Source organism: Flavobacterium sp. Arc2 (assembly GCF_041431385.1).
Lineage (GTDB): Bacteria > Bacteroidota > Bacteroidia > Flavobacteriales > Flavobacteriaceae > Flavobacterium.
In genome coordinates this window covers 263729-282650 of the sequence record NZ_JASMRH010000001.1, presented here as the reverse complement: position 1 = coordinate 282650, position 18922 = coordinate 263729, and the positions used below count along the sequence as shown (strand labels likewise).

Here is an 18922-nt window from a genome sequence, read left to right as displayed (position 1 = left end):
CATTTCTTGTATTTCATATCTCAAATGTACTATTTGAAATTTAAAATATCACTCCGAACTTATAAGGGGCTAAAATACTAAATAGGTTACTGCTTAAAAAAGGTTCACAGAAAAATGTTTTCTGTGAACCTTTTTTAAGTTAGGGCAAAAGCTAAAAAGAGTAGTAGAACTGCTCTAAATATGGTTTTAAAAATAGTGCTCTAAATTTTATAAAATCACTTCCTGAAGCAAGTGTATATACCGAGCTGACACTGACAAGAGAATAAGGAAGAGGTTTTATTAAGCGGTTAGTTTATCCTAGGTTGAAAAACTGATTATTTGATATAGCTTCTTGTAGTGGTACCAAATCTTTTAGTTTTATTTTTTGTTCGAAAGCGGCAATATGATTGTCATGATGCACGTCAGAACCTACATACGTGTACATTCCTTTTGCTAATAGCTGCTCTGCTATTTGAGCTATTTTAGGTCCGTAATAACCCACAACTGATAATAGATTGAGTTGAAATACACAGCCCGCTCTTTTAAGTTTATCATATTCATTTAAATTATTATGGTAAAATAGATAGCGCTCTGGATGCGCTAGTACGGGTATATAACCAGCGACTTGTAAATCAAAGAGTATGGAATACAACTGAATAGGAGCATTGATGTAAGACATCTCCACTAACACATAATTGTCCTTGAGAGTCAGTAAATCATTAGATTGAAATAGCTGTACAAATTGATCGTCCATAAGGTACTCTGCGGCAGCTTTAAAAGGAACGTTAATACTGTTTTTTTCTAATTCTTGAACTGTTTTTATTTTATTGGTAACGATTCCGTCATGGGTATTCTCCCAAATATGTTGGATAATATGAGGAGTAGTGATGAACTGAGTTACTCCAAAACTTTGTAGCGCTTGGGTAAGTTTTAAGGTATCCTCAAAAGTTTTGGCGCCGTCATCGATTCCCGGTAGTAAATGAGAATGAATGTCGATATGACCTTCTGGAATTAGGTCTTTTAAAACCGTTTTATTTTTTGAAAAGAAAAACACTGCTTTGTTGTTTTATAAATGAAAAACAAAGGAACAAAAAATTTAGGCGTTAGTGATTGAATTAATCAGAGATTAGCCCATTTAAAAATTTAAGTAGAGGAAAAGATTGAACAATACCGTTTGTGTTCCTTTTTTGCAATCATAAAGTTGGTTAAAAGTGGTTTTTTCCATTTATCGTAGTACGATTAGAATTTTAAGAACTTAAATAAAAACGCTCTGTTAACGTAGTGCTGTTTTTATAAATTGTTGGGGATATTTCGGATAATTATCTAAAATCGAAATTTCATTGTGTTAAAATAGAGTTAAGTTTTTAGTAATCTAAATTAAATCACAATATTTGGAGTGAAATGTTATATTTGCGAACTATAAATACCATACAGACTAAGAAAGTTGAAAAGCGAATTTTAATCTGATTATTATATATACATGACTCACCAAGAAAATACAGATAACAATTGGTTATTTGAAATAACACCTAAAAATAAGTTTTTTTCACTTAATCTGAAGGAAGTGTGGCAATATAGAGATTTGTTGCTTCTTTTTGTGAAGAGAGACGTGGTGACAGTGTATAAGCAAACTGTTCTAGGGCCACTTTGGTATTTAATACAGCCACTATTCACTTCGATTACTTTCACGATAATTTTTAATAATCTTGCCGGAATTACTACAGGAACGGTACCTCCATTTTTATTTAATCTTGCCGGAATCACCGTTTGGAATTATTTTACGGCCTGCCTTACAGGAACGTCCAATACTTTTGGATCTAATGCAGGGATTTTTGGGAAAGTATATTTTCCTAGAATCATAGTACCCATTTCTATTGTCGTGTCTAATTTATTAAAATTCGGAATTCAGTTTTTTATTTTTATAGTCTTTTACATTTATTATTACTTTCAAGGTGCAGCGATAAGCTTGAATATCTTGAGTTTACTTTTTCCGGCTTTAATTATTTTGATGGGTGTGCTAGGACTAGGTTTAGGAATGATTATTTCCTCTTTGGTAACTAAATACAGAGATTTTAGCTATTTGATAGGTTTTGGTGTACAATTGCTGATGTATGTTTCAGCGGTAGTGTATCCTATGGCCTTGGTTGCAGCAAAAATGCCAGAGTACGTTTGGTTGGTCAAGTACAATCCGCTAGCGTATATTATAGAGAGTACCCGTTATATGCTTTTGAATGTAGGAGAGCTTTCTGTTTTTGGATTGCTGTATACTTTTATGCTAACGGGGATAGTGTTTTTAGTAGGTATTCTAATTTTTAATAAAACGGAGAAAAGTTTTATAGACACTGTTTAAATTCCTCCCCCCGGCCCCCTCCGAAGGAAGGGGAGTCGATGCGGAGTCTTTGTCATGGCAAAGAGTACTAACGAATAAAAAAAATAAAGTAGCATCTGCTGTCAATAAAATGTGACTCAGAACGCGAAGCAGTATCTAAGTTTTAGATAATTCTGTTTTCGTGAGGAGTGAGAAGGTAATTCTTGACAAGCGTAGAACGGGAGATGAACAACTTATTTACGGGTATTGATTGGCGAAAGTAGAACAATGAATAAATAAAATGAGTAAAGACATTATATTAAAAGCCGAAAATATTTCAAAGCAATACCGCTTAGGACAAGTAGGTACGGGTACGCTTAGTCATGACTTGAACAGGTGGTGGCATAGCATACGAGGAAAAGAAAATCCCTATTTAAAAATAGGGGATACTAATGACCGCTCTACCAAAGGGGAGAGTGATTATGTTTGGGCTTTGCAAGATATTAAGTTCGAAGTAGAGCGCGGAGAAGTATTAGGAATAATAGGGAAGAACGGTGCCGGAAAATCTACTTTGTTGAAAATATTATCACGGGTTACGGCTCCTACAACTGGAAGTATAAAATTTGGTGGTCGTGTAGCCTCTTTACTCGAAGTAGGTACAGGATTTAACGGAGAAATGACGGGTAGAGAAAATATTTACTTGAACGGGGCCATTCTTGGTATGACTAAAAAAGAAATAGCTTCAAAGATTGCTGAGATTATTGAATTTTCTGGTTGTGAACGTTATATTGACACTCCTGTTAAAAGATACAGTTCGGGAATGACGGTGCGATTGGCTTTTGCCGTAGCAGCGTTCTTGGAGCCCGAAATATTAATAATTGATGAGGTTTTAGCGGTAGGTGATGCCGAGTTCCAGAAAAAAGCTATTGGTAAAATGCAAGATATTTCCAAATCTGGGGGAAGGACGGTTTTGTTTGTGAGTCATAATATGGCGGCGGTCCGGAGTTTGTGTACAAGGGGTATTTTATTGGAAAATGGGAAGATAATTGCGGAGGGGAATATTGATAAAGTTTTAAATATTTATTTAAAATCTAATCATTATCGAAATATCTGGACCGGGGAAGATGGGGACAATAGTATGAAATTATTGAAAGTTGAAATTTTTAATAAAAATAAAAACGAAATTTTCATGAATACAGATCCAATTGAAATTGTATTAAAAGTTGAAATAGGGGACAAGTTTAATGATATTGTGATAGGCGTAACTATTTGTTCGGCTACAGGAAATCCGCTTATAGGTCTTTTGTATAATGACTATAATGATTATAATGAAATAGAACCTGGTATTTATGAAGTTTTCTTTGTAATTCCGCCATATAGTTTAGCTACAGGTGATTATGAAGTTGGGGTTAATTTATCTATCCCATATGTAAAAAGATTTACAACTGAAAAATCTAATCTTGTATTTGGTGTTACTGCAGATACAGATTATGGAAATAAATTTTTTCTTGAAAACAATCAAAATTTTAATTCAGTTTCAAGACCTAATTGGTTTGAAAGTATTGAAAAAATATATTAGTTTGTAAAAAATGAAAAAAATAATTAAAAATTTATATAAATATAGTAAATACTATTTTTGGAAGACCTCATTTCAAAGAGCACTTTTTGATTCAGTAGAAAAAGAAGAAGGTGAAATAACTTTGTTTGACAATAAGTTTTATTATCATTATGGATTAGCTTTTTATGATACTTATAGAGAGATATTTGAAAATTGCATGTATGATTTTAAGATAAACAACTCCAATTCAATTATAATTGATTGTGGTTCAAATATGGGCTTGAGTGTTTTATATTTTTCAAAAAAGTATCCTAGTTCTGTAATTATTTCTTTTGAGCCAGATGAGTTTGTACTGCCTTTTTTAGAAAAAAACATTGAATCCCAAGATTTAAAAAATGTTGTATTGAATAAAAAAGCTGTTTGGATAGAAGAAACAGAATTAAAATTTTATACAGATAAGGGATTAGGTGGAAGGGTTGAAAAAGAATACAATAATCAAAAACCCAAAATGGTTGAGTCAGTCAGATTAAGGGATTATTTGGATAAACCTATTGAAATGTTGAAAATTGATATTGAAGGCCCAGAATATATAATACTTAAAGATTGTGAAGATGTATTGTTTAATGTGAGTTATATATTCATTGAATATCATAGTTTTTATGATGAGGAACAACATCTTGATGATCTTTTAAGTATTTTAAAAAGACAAGGGTTTAGGTACCACCTAAAACAATCTTTTTCACGAAAAAGACCATTTATTGATACTAAACTTGTAAATGAAAAATTTGATATGGCAATCAATATTTTCGCATATAAAGATTAATTTGATTGTTATCTTTTTTAAAACTATTATTCATTTAATGTATAAACAATGATATCAATAATAATTTGTTCTCGAACCCAAACTATAAGTAGTGACTTATTTGAAAATATCAAAGATACTATTGGATGTGATTATGAATTGGTAGTTATTGATAATTCAGAGAACACTTATTCTATTTTCGAAGCTTATAATTTAGGAATAGAACAAAGTAAGGGGGATTTCCTTTGTTTTATGCATGATGATATCTTAATTCATACTCAAAATTGGGGAAATATTCTAGGAATAATATTTAATTCAGATTCCCAAATTGGGTTAATAGGAATCGCTGGTTCCAGTCAAAAAACAAAAACGCCATCTGGATGGTGGGATTGTGATGAAAAATACAAATCAATTAACATTATCCAGCATTATCCGGATGGAAAAGTAATAAAAGAATATTTAGGATTTGAGAATAGCAACTTGAATGAAGTTGTTTTTGTAGATGGTGTTTTTTTAGCATTACGAAAGGAAATAAATGTTTTTTTTGACGAAAAGTTGAAAGGATTCCATAATTACGATTTTAATGTCTCAATCGAAACAAAGAAAAAGAATTACAAAATAGGCATCACAAATAAAGTGCTAATCGAACATTTTTCTGTGGGTAATTTAAATGATCAATGGATCAATTCAACCATTCAAATTCACAGATTATATCAGGCTGAACTCCCTTTGTCGTTAAGTATTGATCGTCAGATCGATAATGAGATTTTTGCATGCAAAAGATTTTTATCCTACTGTATAAAAGCGAGCAATAAACAACAAGCCTTAAGATTTAGTGTTAAATGGTATCTCTATTGTCCACTGTCTAAACATAATTTTGTTTTTTTTTTTAAAACAGTACTAAAGATATTTAAACTATGAAGTCGTGTGTAATTATTATTACCTACAATGGAATGCAGTGGATCAATGAATGCTTACAAAGTATTTTGGATAGTTCTATTAGTACAACCATTATAGTGGTAGATAATTGCAGTAACGACAGTACTGTAGATCATATTAAAACTAATTTCTCTAATGTAATATTGCTGGAGCAAAATGAAAATTTAGGTTTCGGTAGAGCAAATAATATTGCTATGGCTTACGCTTTAAAAGCAGGAATGGATTATGTTTTTTTATTAAATCAAGATGCTTTTGTAAATAAAAATACTATTGAAAAACTTGTAAGAGTTGCTCAGAGCAAACCAGAATATGGTGTTTTAAGTCCTGTTCAATTGGATTATTCGGGAAAACTGTTGGAAACTTATTTTTTCAGCTTTATGGCAGAGGATAATTCAAGGTCTTTTTATTCTGATTTTGTTTTGGGAAACCCATTAAAAAAAATATATGATATTAGTTTTATCCAAGCAGCTGCATGGTTTTTGCCTATAAATACGGTAAAAAAAATTGGGGGATTTGATCCTCTTTTTTATCATTATGGAGAAGACAATAATTATTGTCAGAGAGTACTGTACCATAAAATGAATATTGGAGTTGTTCCTGATGCTTTCATAAGACACGATAGTTATAAACCAAAATCAGAAAAGGTTGGATTGTTTTCACAAAAATATTTTGATATCTACACAAGAGATATTGCTGTTAAATTTGCGAATATTAATTTAGAGTTTACGTTGAAAAACATTGCTAGCGAGAGAAAAAAAAATTATAAAATTATATTGTATAATTTTTTAAAAGGTGACTTTGTAAAGGCGAGAGGATTTTTTAAACAATTACATGTTTTAAATAAAACAGTCAAATTAATTGAGACGAGCAGAAACAAAAATGTAAAAATGAATTCAAATTATATAAATCTTGAATAAATTAGTTTCCATAATTATTCCAACCTACAATCGTGCCTATCTTATTGGCGAGACTTTAGAAAGCATAATTGCGCAAAATTATAAAAATTGGGAATGCATTATAGTTGATGATGGTAGTACGGATAACACAGCTGTTTTAATTGCTGAATATATAAAAAAGGACAGTCGGTTTCAATACCATCAAAGACCAGTTGACAGAATAAAAGGTGCCAACGTTTGCAGAAATTATGGTTTCGAATTGAGTAAAGGCAAATATGTTAAATGGTTTGACAGTGATGACATTATGCATCCTGATTTTCTAGAGAAACAGGTTGAGGTTTTAGATAATAATAATAATAATAATAATTTAGATTTTTGTGCGAGTTTTTCAAACACTTTTTCAGGTTCAATCGATAATATTGTTGCTTATAATAATCCTGAAGTTATTATTTGCGATAGAAATACGATTGAAAATTATATTATAGGTAAAATTATTTTTTTGACACCCTCTCCTTTGTGGAATTCTTCTTTTTTAAAAGAGAAAAAGTTGTTTGACGAATCATTAATTAATGCCCATGAAACCGATTTTAATTTTAGGAGGTTGATTGAAGGAGGGCGGTTTTATTATCTTACTGATATTCATTTTCTTGTGAGAAGAGGTCATCAAAGCATAGATTTAAACTCGATTAATGATCCTAAAAGTATTAAATCAATGTTCGTATACTATGAAAAAGTATATCAATATCTTTGTCAATTTTCGGTTTATTTGTCAAATGAGCAGAGACTAAGGCTAAAGAAATATATTATTTATAAGCAACTTATGATTTTCTATTCTCTAAGATTGTTACTCAAAAGGAAAAACTCTCGTTTTATTTTTTATACACTATTAAAAAATGTAAAAAAATCTAATTTTTCGGGTTTAAATATTTTGAGATTATTATTGGGAATCACTACTGTTTATTTATTTAAAAAAGGATATGCTCTCCTATTTATTAAACAATTTAGAACAATTTAAAAATGAAAATGTATCTATATAAAATATTTAAAAAATTGGGATATAAAATTTCTAATGAGTCAAAGAGGAAAAAGGAATTACAAGCTCAAGTCAAAAGATTAGGTATAATGAAAGACTATAACAAATTAGTCTATAGATCTTTTAATTTTTTTTCTCTTATCAAAGAGCAATATCCAAACATCATTTTGAAAGAACATAAAAATGGTGTTTATATAGAAATCGATGATTTAAAATTCTACGTGGAAAGCCCTGAAGAATTTTATATTTTAAAAGAGGTATTTGTTGAAAAAGATTATAATTTATTATCTAATGAAAGTTATGTAGTTTTTGATATCGGGATGAATATTGGGATAAGCTCATTATTTTTTGCATTGAAAGATAATATAACTAAAATTTATTCTTTTGAGCCAGTTTTAGCAACATATAATCAAGCGCTTTATAATTTCGATTTAAATATAAAGTATTCAAATAAAATTGAACCATTTAATTTGGGTTTAGGTGGATCCACAAGAACTGAAAAAGTTCTGTATGACCCACAAATGAAAGGAAATTGTGGAATTCGATTAGAAGCAAGTCCAAATATAAGTATTGATAAAGCACAAGAAATTGAAATACAAATAATATCGATAGAAGAAATAATTAAAGATATTTTTGACCGGCATGTTGAGCAAAAAATTGTTTTAAAAATAGATTGCGAAGGTGCAGAATATGAAATTATAAAAAAATTAGAAGATCAGAATTTATTAATGCGAATAGATGTTTTGATGATTGAATGGCATGATAAAGGATCTGAAATTCTAGAAGAAGCTTTGATAAAGAGTAACTTTAATGTTATTTCAAGAGTGTTAAGCCCAATTACAGGAATGATTTATGCCTTTAAGAAATAATATAGCATGATACCATTGGTCTCTATTATCATACCTACCTGCAATCGCGCCCACTTAATTGGAGAAACCCTCGATAGCATTCTATCACAAATTTACACTAATTGGGAATGTATTATTGTAGATGACGGTAGTATGGATGATACTGAGAATATTGTTAAAGAATACATAAATCAAGACAACAGATTTCAATTTCATCAACGTCCAGCTGATAGTATAAAAGGTGCTAATACTTGCAGGAATTATGGGTTTGAACTAAGTAAAGGGGAATATATTAAATGGTTTGATAGTGATGATATACTTTTACCACAAGCTCTTGAACGTTCAGGCGTTTTTTTTTCTGAAAAACCTGATTTGATAGTTTCATCTTTGACATATATAGATATTTATAAAAATAGAATTAATAAAAAGCATCATTTTATTTCAAAAAATACTGTTGAAGATTATTTAACAGGTAGGATAACTTACTATACTTTTACACCTACTTGGAAAAGAAGTTTTTTAGAAAAGCAAGCTGATTTATTTGATGTACATATAACAAATCTTGACGATTGGGATTTTAATCTCAGGATGTTGTATCAAGAACCTTCAGTAGTTTATGTAGATGAACCATTAATTCAATACAGAATACATGGAGACTCTTTGTCTCACGAAATTAATAAACTTAATTTTAACGAGATACAATCGGAGTTTAGGGCCAGAGAAAAGCATTTGAAATTATTAAAAGAAAGCAAACTTGCCAATCCACGGATTTTACAAAATTATATTATAGACCGATATAAATTTATTCTTAGAGAAGCATTACTTAGAAAGGATGATAAAAAAATTTATTACTTGAGAATGCTTTCTATATCGCAACTTGAAGTTTTTAATTTTAGAGGTTTTATTAAAACTATATTTGGTTATACAATTTTTAGTATTTTTAACAAAGGCTATAAATTACTAAAATAAATGAAAATTCTATTTATTTCGATGCCTTCCGTTCATGTTATTCGTTGGATAGAAAACCTAAAAGATTCTTCTTACGATTTGTATTGGTTTGATGTTTTAGGCAGAGGGAAGCTAGCTACTTTAGATTCGGTTCATCAATTTACAGATTGGAAAAAAAGAAAAGTACTACCTCTAAAAGGAGAATATTTTTTAAGTAAAAAAGTTCCATTTGTTTATGACAAAATCTTCCCATTTCTGGAAGTAACTGCCAACGAATTTTTAGAAAAAATAATTTTTGAAATTCAACCCGATGTTATTCATAGTTTTGAAATGCAAGGATGTTCGTATCCCATTTTAAAAACAATGCAAAAATACCCTGCTATAAAATGGTTGTATTCGTGTTGGGGTAGTGATTTATACCATTATGAACGATTTCCAAAACATTTAAAAAAAATCAAACAAGTTTTACAACGGGTTAATTTTTTGCATACTGATTGTCAACGGGATTATGTATTGGCGCAGCAATTGGGTTTTTCAGGAAAACATCTGGGAGTTATTCCTGGTGGTACCGGCTACAAACTCGATGAATTGCAATCCTATAAATTGCCTATTGGTGAAAGGAGAATACTATTGGTGAAAGGATATGAACATCAGTTCGGTAGAGGATTGAATGTTATCAAGGCATTGCAAGCCATCCAAAATCAAATTCAAAATTATGAAGTGTTGGTTTTTGGAGCTCATCCTAAAGTAATCGATTATATACAATCCAATAAACTTAGTTTCAGCTTTTTTGACAGGCATGGTCTTTCGCATCAAGAATTGATGGAGTTTATGGGTAAATCATTGATTTATATCGGAAATAGTATTTCAGATGGGCTGCCTAATACGCTTTTGGAGGCGATAGTGATGGGGGCATTCCCGATTCAATCTAATCCTGGTGGCGCGACAGCAGAAATAATTAAAAATGGCGAGAATGGGTTCTTAATAAATAATCCCGAATCGATTATTGAAATTGAAAAAGTCATTGCGAATGCTGTTTTGAATGTAAAAATTATCGAGAAAGCATCAACTGAAAATTCATCCATAGCAATGGAAAGATTAGATTATTACGGTAATAGAATAAAAGTTATTGCCATCTACAAAGACATTATGGAATGCGAGTAGGTTTCAATCCACACAAAGATAAAACTCAAACTGCATCTGATTATTTTCATGAGGTCATCATTCCTGTTTATATCCCTAATCAAGAAGGGTATTTTAAGGATAGTTTTGAAATATTGACGCTTTGTTTGGATTCATTATTTAAAACTATTCACGATAAAACATATATTACTGTTGTCAATAACGGAAGTTGTCTAGAAGTTGTAGATTATCTGAATGATTTGTTTCGTAGAAATATAATACAGGAAGTAATTCATACTACTAATATTGGAAAACTTAATGCTGTTTTAAAAGGGATTTCGGGAAATGGTTGTCCTTTGATTACCGTTTCGGATGCCGATGTGCTTTTCTTGAACAGTTGGCAAGAGGCGAGTTATGCTGTTTATGATGCATTTCCTAAAACGGGAGCTGTTTGTCCTACACCATCTTCCCGTTCTTTGAGGACTTATACAGCCAATGTGTATTGGGATTTGTTTTTCTCGAATAAAGTAAAATGTATGCCAGTAGTAAATCCAGCAGCATTGAAAATGTTTGGATTAAGTGTGGGGGACGCCAATTTTTATAGTCCGGTTCAATTAAAAAAATATTTGACTGTAACTAATGAAGATCAGCAAGCAGTTGTAGGTGCAGGACATTTTGTTACCACTTATAGAGCGGAAGTGTTCGATGATTTAGAAAATAGATTTACAGCCTACAAATTGGGAGGCGATAGCGAAGGAAAATTTTTGGATATTCCGGTTGTGAAAAAAGGCTTTTGGCGCTTGTCGACTGCAGATAATTATGCCTATCACATGGGTAATGTTATTGAAGATTGGATGGTTGATGCTGTTTCTAAGTTGAAACAGAATGGTGAGGAATGCAATTTTGAATTAAAACCAATTCAATCAAGCTCAAAACTGTCTTATTTTGTGAAGAGCAGATTGTTTGCCAAATTAATTTTGAACAAAAAAATAATGCGGTATTTTTTAATTTGGAAAGGATTAAGTACTGAGGAAGCCAAAAACTATTTGAGATGATTACAATTCTGTATCCTTACCGCAATAGAGAGCTTGAACGCGTAAAGCGTTCGCTTGATTCATTGGCACAACAAACCAATCGTGATTTTAAAGTTGTTTTTGTAGATTATGGTTCTGCATTGGCGACCGCTTTGGAAATAGAAACAGTGCTAAAAGAATATGATTTTGTCAACTATATTTATTCCTATCATTGCCACCAACCTTGGTCAAGGGCAAAGGCAATAAATATTGGTTTGCGACAAGTTGTAACTCCATATGTTTTTGTGGCTGATGTAGATATGTTGTTTCGAAATGATTTCGTGGAGACCATAACAGTACTTCGAAATCCTAAACATGCTGTTTTTTTTAAAGTTGGTTTTCTAGATCAAAAAGAAAGTGTTCAATTCAAATTTTTTGAGGCCTATAAAATAAGTTTTGTTAGTCAAGTTGGAGCTAAAGGTTTGTCGTTATTTCCTATTGATGCCTTGAATGAAATAGTTGGTTTTGATGAGTTTTTTCATTTTTGGGGAGCCGAGGATGAGGATGTTCATGGTCGACTGGAACAGGCTGGATATGAATCAATTTTTTATGAGCATGAAGTTTTAATGCTACACCAATGGCATGAAAGTTATAGAGCTTCGGAAAGGAAGACACTAACAACTGATTTGCAATTGACTCAAATTTCAAGATTGAATCAGCAACACTTACTGCAAAACAAAGAGAGAAATGCTGACGGTATTGCTGCAGCATTTTGGGGTAAGACAATAACCAAAGAAGAATACGAAATTATTGCAAATCATTCGGTTGTAATAGTGATAGGCAATCAAAAAGATAAAGTAGATCATTTTTTATACGCCGAATTGCCTTGTGCCAAATCCAAAATTATAAATGTTGTTTTTCAAAAAGATCCGTTTCAATCCTCATGGAAGTATTGGGTAAAAAAGCGATTGGGAAAAACGGTTCCAAATTATTATCCCTTAAAAACAATCAATGATTTGGTTTTATTACATCTTACTAGTTTTTATCGAAATAATAACTATTCCTATATCATAAGCGAAGACCTGAAAACCATTCAACTGAAAATAAGATTCAATTGAGCACTATTTTCTAACTTTACTTTATTAAAAAATCCTGTTAATGCCAAAAGTAATTCTACTGTCACAAGCTCCTCTGCCTTTTTCTCAAATTGGCAGTTGGACTACTTTGTATAAAAATTATCTGCAAGGGAAACATTTGATAGATCATATTGTTTGTCCTGAGCCGGAAGAAAAATGGGAAACAGTGAGTTATCGTTTTGTTGCGCAGGACTATTGGACTAAAATACAACAAAAATGGACGAAAAATCCTTATTTGGGTTATCTCAAAGGTTTGAATTCGATTTTGAATTCGGATGAAAAATACATCATTCAAATTGTAGATAACTTTGGAATTGTAGCTCCTTTAGTTGCTTTTTTAAAGGAAAAAGGCCTACGGGATCATTGTTATTTGCAGTTTTTTTATCATGGATTTGCTCCTTTTTACGGTAATTTCGAAAGCAGATGGTTTTATGAGAACATTCAAGAAATGGTCTTATTGACGCATGATTCCTATCAAGTGCATAAAGAACGGTATACGGTTTTGCCTACCCGTTTTTCGGTATTACACAATGGGATTGATACGACCAAGTTTTTTTCGCTTTCGCAAAAGGACAAGCACGCTTTGAAGCAAAACAAAGGAGTTGCTGATAAAAAAGTATTTGTTTGGTGTGCACAGGACCGGCCTAAAAAAGGCTTACATCTTTTACTGGATGCTTGGAAGGGTGTTTTTGAAACGAGAAAGGATATTGTTTTGTGGGTAATAGGATGCGAAGCTAAAATTCCTCATGATGGAGTAACTTTTTTTGGGCGAATACCAAATGACGAGTTAACGGTCTATTATCAAGCATCAGATTGTTATTTGTTTCCCATACTTTGGCATGAAGGTTTTGGACTTAGTTTGATTGAGGCTTTGCATTGTGGTACTTATACTATTGCTTCGGCTTTGGGAGGTGTTCCTGAAGTGCTGCAATACGGGAAATTGGGAATGTTAGTCGAAAACCCTCATTTTGTTTCAGCATGGCAAAAAGCCCTACTAGAGTTTTTAGAAGATCCTATTTCAAAAAATAGTTTACCTCCTGATTTGTACTCTTCTAAAAGTTGGAATGAAGGTATGAACGCCATTATTGAACGCGCAAAAGCATCAATATGATTTTATTGGAATCTATCCTAAGTTATTTGTTTTAAATAATTATTGAAGAAAATGAAAACCGTAGCTATAATTCCCGCTCGAGCGGGCTCGAAGCGACTTCCCCAAAAGAATTTACTGCCTTTGGGTGGGTTACCTTTATTGGTGCATTCCATTCAATATGCTTTGGCAAATAGCGCCATTATTGATGATGTCTTTGTTTCTACCGATGATTTAACTATTAAAAGTATAGCCTTGGCATATGGAGCTAAAGTTATAGATAGACCTATACAATTTTCAGGAGATTTGGAACCCACAGTATCTGCATTGAAACATGTTTTAGAATCCATTGAATCTGAGGTCGAGAATGTTATTTTATTACAACCTACAAATCCGCTGCGGCCAAAAAACTTGTTAAAGGAAGCTTTTCATAGCTATAAAGAAGGAAATTATGACAGTTTGTTTAGTGTTACTAGAAATCATCAGAAATTCGGAAATATAGTAGCAAACAAATTCGAACCATTCAATTATACTATTGGACAACGCAGCCAGGATCTGGAACCTTTGTTTTTTGAAAACGGATTGCTTTACATTACCAAAGCTGCCTTGATTTTGCCTCTCGACTGCGCTCGAGCTGACAGTAAAATTATTTCAGAAAATGCTTTTCCATTTGAAGTAAATCATATTTACGCCAATGTTGATATTGATACTTTGGAAGATTTTGAATATGCAGAATATTTGCTAAAAAAAGTGTCTCGACTGCGCTCGACATGACAAGAACAACCAGTATTAATAAGTGTCTCGATTGTACTTCGACTTCGCTCAGTATAAACTGTTCGATATTGCATAATATAATTGTAGCCTCGAGTCTTTCAACTATCGCTCAAGATAGGGGAAGTCGAGAGGTATAACTCATAACTCATTTTATGAACCCATATATAGAAATCGCAGGAAGAAAAATAGGGCAAGATTTTTCGCCTTTGGTTATTGCCGAAATAGGAATTAATCACGAAGGTTCATTACAGGTCTCCAAGGAAATGGTGGATGCGGCACATCGCGCAGGCGCTGAGGTAGTCAAACACCAAACCCATATTGTAGAAGACGAGATGTCTGGCGCAGCCAAAAAAGTGATTCCGGGTAACTCCGATGTTTCTATTTATGAAATTATGGAACGTTGTGCACTTGATGAAGCCGATGAACTGGAACTCAAAAACTATGTCGAGAGTAAAGGAATGATTTTTATATCGACTCCTTTCTCGCGTGCGGCAGCCGAAAGATTGCGAAAATTTGATATTCCAGCTTACAAAATTGGTTCTGGCGAATGCAATAATTATCCATTATTAGAGCATATCGCTTCTTTTGGGAAACCAGTTATCCTGAGTACTGGAATGAATACTATTGAAAGTATTACCAAAGCCGTTGCTATTTTCGACAAATACAATGTTCCTGTGGCACTCTTGCATACCACAAATTTATATCCTACTCCCATTCATTTAGTTCGTTTTGGCGCTATGATGGAGATGCACAATGCTTTTTCAAACAAAGTTTTTGGTTTGTCAGATCATACCTTGAATAATAATGCTTGTTTGGGTGCAGTGGCCTTGGGAGCTAGTATTTTAGAACGTCATTTTACCGATCACATGCAACGCACAGGCCCAGATATTGTGTGTAGTATGGACGAAGAAACAACAAAGGATTTAATAGTAAATTCTAAGGAGATATGGCAAATGCGCGGAGGAGTAAAGGAACCTGCCCATGAGGAACAGGTGACTATTGATTTTGCTTTTGCAACCGTTTGTACGATTCGACCTATTGGGAAAGGGGAAATACTTACCAAAGAGAATATTTGGGTGAAACGTCCAGGAACGGGGAAGATTTTGGCGGAACATTTTGATTCTATTTTAGGTAGGAAAGCAAGTCGCGATATTGATAATGATGAACAGTTAAGTTGGGAGGATAGTTATGAATAGCGTCTCGACTGCGCTCGACGTGACAAATAGTAGTAGTCAAGTAATGTTGCTGTCAAATCGAGCCTTTCGACTATCGCTCAAGACAGGCTTAGTCGAGATTCTTATTAAAAAAGCATCTCGACTGGGCTCGACGTGACAAATAAAATACAGATGTTATATAAAGTCTTTCGGCATAATTCGTTATAACCTAAAGTAGGATACAATGTAATAATAATTGCATCTACGCTTATCATATGATGTTTCTAAATCAGCAGTTATGTCAAATCGAACAGTTTATATTGAGCGAAGTCGAAGTACAGTCGAGATTCATTATTTTAAATTTATAAATTATGAAATTCTATTTATATATTGTGTTGCAATGATAGTTCATTTTATGCAGGGGTGACTTCAGATGTTGAAAGAAGACTTATGGAACATAATGCAGGCAAATATCTAGAAGCTTATACACATTCTCGAAGACCCGTAACTTTGGTTTTTTATCAAGAATTTACAGAACCTAATCAGGCAATTTAGTTTGAAAAGAAAATAAAAAAAGGGAGTAGGGCAAAAAAGCAGTGTTTAATAGACGGAAATTTTGATAAATTGCAAGACTTATCGGAATGTAGAAATGCGACACATCATAAATACAGTCCGAATAACGATTCGGGTTTTGAAAAGGAATAAAAGCGTCTCGACTAAGCCTGTCTTTAGCGATAGTCGAAAGGCTCGGTCTCACAATAAAAATTAAATGAAAAAAATAGTATTCCTAACGGGTACCCGTGCTGATTTTGGCAAAATTAAATCTTTGATTTCAATTCTTGAAAAACAACCAGAATTTGAAGTTTTTGTGTTTGTTACCGGAATGCATTTGCAAAAAGAATACGGATATACGCTTATTGAAATCGAAAGATGCAATTTCAAAAACCTGCATACTTTCGAAAATCATACCGACGAGAGTACCATGGATTTGACATTAGCCAAAACGATTGAGGGGTTGTCTGGTTATGCTAAAGAAATAAATCCAGACTTAATAGTCGTACACGGCGATCGAGTAGAGACATTGGCGGGTGCTATTGTTGGCTCACTGAATAATATTTTAGTGGCTCATATTGAAGGAGGCGAACTATCTGGGACAGTAGATGAATTAATCAGGCATAGTGTCAGTAAATTGAGTCACATTCATTTTGTTTCGAATGAAGAAGCGGCGAAACGATTGAAACAAATGGGAGAAATTAAGGAATCTATTTTTACTGTAGGTTCTCCTGATATTGATATTATGTTCTCGGATCAGCTTCCGGATTTAACCATAGCTAAAAACTATTATCAATTGGATTTTAATACCTATGCCATCGCCATGTTTCATCCTGTGACTACAGAGGTCGATAAGATGGAAGCTTACGCCCAACACTTCGTTTCGGCTTTGCTTGCCGATCATCACAACTATTTGGTGGTGTACCCTAATAATGATTTAGGGAGCCGAATAGTTTTGAAAGCCTATGAAGCTTTGAAAGGCAATCCTCGATTCCGAATCATACCTTCTTTACGCTTTGAATATTTCCTGACCTTACTTAAAAATGCACAATTCATTATAGGCAACAGTAGTGCAGGCATTAGAGAAGCGCCTTATTATGGACTTCCCATACTAAACATTGGAACAAGGCAACAAAATCGTGCCGTCCATGCTGATATTATTAATGTCGATTATGATGAAAGGAATATTTCTGAAGCCTTAAGCATAATCGATTCTCATAAAGTACAACAATCAGATCATGATTTTGGGCAAGGGAATAGTGCTGAATTATTTTTGAAATCACTGCAAAAAGAGATTTTTTGGCAAATAAATTATCAAAAACAATTTAGAGATCGATAATGAAAAACAATAAAATATTCATACTCATACCCGATGGTATTGGGTTGCGCAATTTTGCGTATTCTGATTTTTATAATATTGGAAAAAAAGAAGATTTCGACGTTTTTTTTTGGAATAATACCCCTTTCGATTTAACGGATTTAGGTTTTAAAGAAATAAAGATTCAAAATTCCAAATCGCATCCGCTTACGGAAACCTATAAAAATGCCCGTAAACAAATTGAATTAAAGCTCAATATACGAAGAACCAAAGACCGGGTTTATGATACCTATCAATTCCCTTTTTCGTATGCGACCACCCTAAAAGCCATAAAAAGTAGAGTAACGCAATTTTTGTCAATTACACATTCTACGACTTTTGGATTAAAGCACATTCGACATAAAATTAAGCAACAGGAACGCAAAACCTTATATTACCATCAATGTTTAGAAACTTTACAAAAGGAACAGCCAGCCATGGTTTTTTGTACGAATCAGCGACCAATGACGGCAATTGCGCCATTGTTGGCCGCACAAGAACTGGGTATTCCTACGGCTACATTCATTTTTTCTTGGGATAATTTGCCCAAGGCGACTATGGTGGTAGAAACCGAATATTATTTTGTTTGGAGTGATTTAATGAAACAGGAAGTACTCTTTTATTATTCATATATTAGAGAAGAACAAATTTTTGTTACTGGGACTCCACAATTTGAATCTCATTTTGACACGAGTAAGTTGCTCTCAAAAGAAGTTTTTTTTGGGCAGAACAATTTAGATTTGGATAAAAAATATATTTGTTATTCGGGTGACGATGTAACGACCTGTCCCGATGATCCGAAATATCTCGAAGATGTTGCTAAGGCTATTCGTGAATTAAATAAAAAAGGGCATTCATTGGGTATTGTTTTTCGACGTTGCCCGGTTGATTTTTCAAATCGATATGATGAGGTTTTAGAAACCTATAAAGAAGTTATTACTCCAATTGCTCCACTTTGGAAAAAAACAGGAGATGGTTGGAATACCGTTTTACCTACTCAAGCTGATATTGATATACAAATGAATACAATAGCACATACTGAACTGGTTGTCAATTTAGGTTCTTCGATGGTCTTTGACTATGTAGCTCATAATAAGCCTTGTGCTTTTGTGAATTATGATGTTGTTACGAAAAAAATATCGGATTGGTCAGTCAAAATAATATACAATTATGTTCATTTTCGCTCTATGCCCAATAAAGATACTGTTTTGTGGATAGACAGCCCAGAAGCAATTGCTGGAATAATAGAAAACGCAATTGCAAGACATTCATTGGTTATTGAAAACGCACAAAAATGGTTCGAAATCATCAATCAACATCCTGCTCAAGAAGCTTCGAAACGTATTTGGTTAGGAATTAAAACCATCATTCGTAGAGAATAATCCTTTTCTTTGCACCATAAAATAGAATTTTTTA

Annotated in this window: 18 protein-coding genes; 17 read left to right on the top strand and 1 reads right to left on the bottom strand. The window is 32.8% G+C overall.

Going from position 1 to position 18922, the window contains the following annotated elements; all coding sequences use genetic code 11:
* Positions 1 to 292 precede the first annotated feature (292 nt).
* Positions 293 to 1033: a tyrosine-protein phosphatase gene (locus tag QO182_RS01295; RefSeq protein ID WP_371559548.1), complete on the bottom strand. Its 741-nt coding sequence runs from the start codon at positions 1031 to 1033 to the stop codon at positions 293 to 295.
* A 426-nt stretch (positions 1034 to 1459) separates the two neighbouring features.
* On the opposite strand from QO182_RS01295, the gene QO182_RS01290 reads away from it, so the two are divergent.
* The 17 genes from QO182_RS01290 (at position 1460) to QO182_RS01210 (ending at position 18888) form a co-directional block, all read left to right on the top strand.
* A complete protein-coding gene (locus QO182_RS01290) occupies positions 1460 to 2329 on the top strand; it encodes an ABC transporter permease (protein ID WP_371559546.1) in 870 nt (289 codons plus the stop codon).
* A 259-nt stretch (positions 2330 to 2588) separates the two neighbouring features.
* A complete protein-coding gene (locus QO182_RS01285; RefSeq protein ID WP_371559544.1) occupies positions 2589 to 3866 on the top strand; it encodes an ABC transporter ATP-binding protein in 1278 nt (425 codons plus the stop codon).
* A gap of 10 nt (positions 3867 to 3876) precedes the next feature.
* The gene (locus QO182_RS01280; protein WP_371559542.1) at positions 3877 to 4668 is read left to right on the top strand and encodes an FkbM family methyltransferase; all 792 of its coding nucleotides are present in this window, start codon (positions 3877 to 3879) and stop codon (positions 4666 to 4668) included.
* 48 nt (positions 4669 to 4716) lie between these two features.
* Entirely contained in the window at positions 4717 to 5568 is an 852-nt protein-coding gene (locus QO182_RS01275; RefSeq protein ID WP_371559541.1) for a glycosyltransferase, read from the top strand.
* Positions 5565 to 6503 carry a glycosyltransferase family 2 protein gene (locus tag QO182_RS01270; RefSeq protein WP_371559539.1) on the top strand — a complete coding sequence of 313 codons (939 nt, stop codon included), beginning with the start codon at positions 5565 to 5567 and terminating at the stop codon, positions 6501 to 6503. The genes QO182_RS01275 and QO182_RS01270 overlap by 4 nt, the downstream gene beginning before the upstream one ends.
* On the top strand, positions 6496 to 7497 hold the full coding sequence (locus QO182_RS01265) for a glycosyltransferase family 2 protein (protein ID WP_371559535.1): 1002 nt from the start codon (positions 6496 to 6498) through the stop codon (positions 7495 to 7497). The genes QO182_RS01270 and QO182_RS01265 overlap by 8 nt, the downstream gene beginning before the upstream one ends.
* A 2-nt stretch (positions 7498 to 7499) precedes the next feature.
* On the top strand, positions 7500 to 8384 hold the full coding sequence (locus QO182_RS01260; protein WP_371559531.1) for an FkbM family methyltransferase: 885 nt from the start codon (positions 7500 to 7502) through the stop codon (positions 8382 to 8384).
* 6 nt (positions 8385 to 8390) lie between these two features.
* On the top strand, positions 8391 to 9332 hold the full coding sequence (locus tag QO182_RS01255; protein ID WP_371559527.1) for a glycosyltransferase family 2 protein: 942 nt from the start codon (positions 8391 to 8393) through the stop codon (positions 9330 to 9332).
* A complete protein-coding gene (locus QO182_RS01250; RefSeq protein ID WP_371559524.1) occupies positions 9333 to 10475 on the top strand; it encodes a glycosyltransferase family 4 protein in 1143 nt (380 codons plus the stop codon).
* Entirely contained in the window at positions 10466 to 11488 is a 1023-nt protein-coding gene (locus QO182_RS01245; RefSeq protein WP_371559519.1) for a glycosyltransferase family A protein, read from the top strand. The genes QO182_RS01250 and QO182_RS01245 overlap by 10 nt, the downstream gene beginning before the upstream one ends.
* On the top strand, positions 11485 to 12564 hold the full coding sequence (locus QO182_RS01240) for a glycosyltransferase family 2 protein (RefSeq protein WP_371559517.1): 1080 nt from the start codon (positions 11485 to 11487) through the stop codon (positions 12562 to 12564). Before QO182_RS01245 ends, QO182_RS01240 begins: the two co-directional genes overlap by 4 nt.
* 40 nt (positions 12565 to 12604) lie before the next feature.
* Complete coding sequence (locus tag QO182_RS01235; RefSeq protein ID WP_371559515.1) at positions 12605 to 13693, top strand: glycosyltransferase family 4 protein; 1089 nt, start codon at positions 12605 to 12607, stop codon at positions 13691 to 13693.
* A 51-nt stretch (positions 13694 to 13744) separates the two neighbouring features.
* Positions 13745 to 14443: a cytidylyltransferase domain-containing protein gene (locus QO182_RS01230; RefSeq protein ID WP_371559510.1), complete on the top strand. Its 699-nt coding sequence runs from the start codon at positions 13745 to 13747 to the stop codon at positions 14441 to 14443.
* Between the two features lie 152 nt (positions 14444 to 14595).
* Positions 14596 to 15639 (top strand): N-acetylneuraminate synthase, encoded by a 1044-nt coding sequence (gene neuB / locus QO182_RS01225; protein ID WP_371559506.1) that lies wholly within the window; start codon positions 14596 to 14598, stop codon positions 15637 to 15639.
* A gap of 348 nt (positions 15640 to 15987) precedes the next feature.
* Positions 15988 to 16152: a GIY-YIG nuclease family protein gene (locus QO182_RS01220; protein WP_371559502.1), complete on the top strand. Its 165-nt coding sequence runs from the start codon at positions 15988 to 15990 to the stop codon at positions 16150 to 16152.
* Between the two features lie 214 nt (positions 16153 to 16366).
* Complete coding sequence (neuC, locus tag QO182_RS01215; RefSeq protein WP_371559500.1) at positions 16367 to 17488, top strand: UDP-N-acetylglucosamine 2-epimerase; 1122 nt, start codon at positions 16367 to 16369, stop codon at positions 17486 to 17488.
* Positions 17488 to 18888, top strand: coding sequence for a UDP-glycosyltransferase (locus QO182_RS01210; protein WP_371559497.1), 1401 nt, complete (start codon positions 17488 to 17490; stop codon positions 18886 to 18888). The genes neuC and QO182_RS01210 overlap by 1 nt, the downstream gene beginning before the upstream one ends.
* Positions 18889 to 18922: the final 34 nt, after the last annotated feature.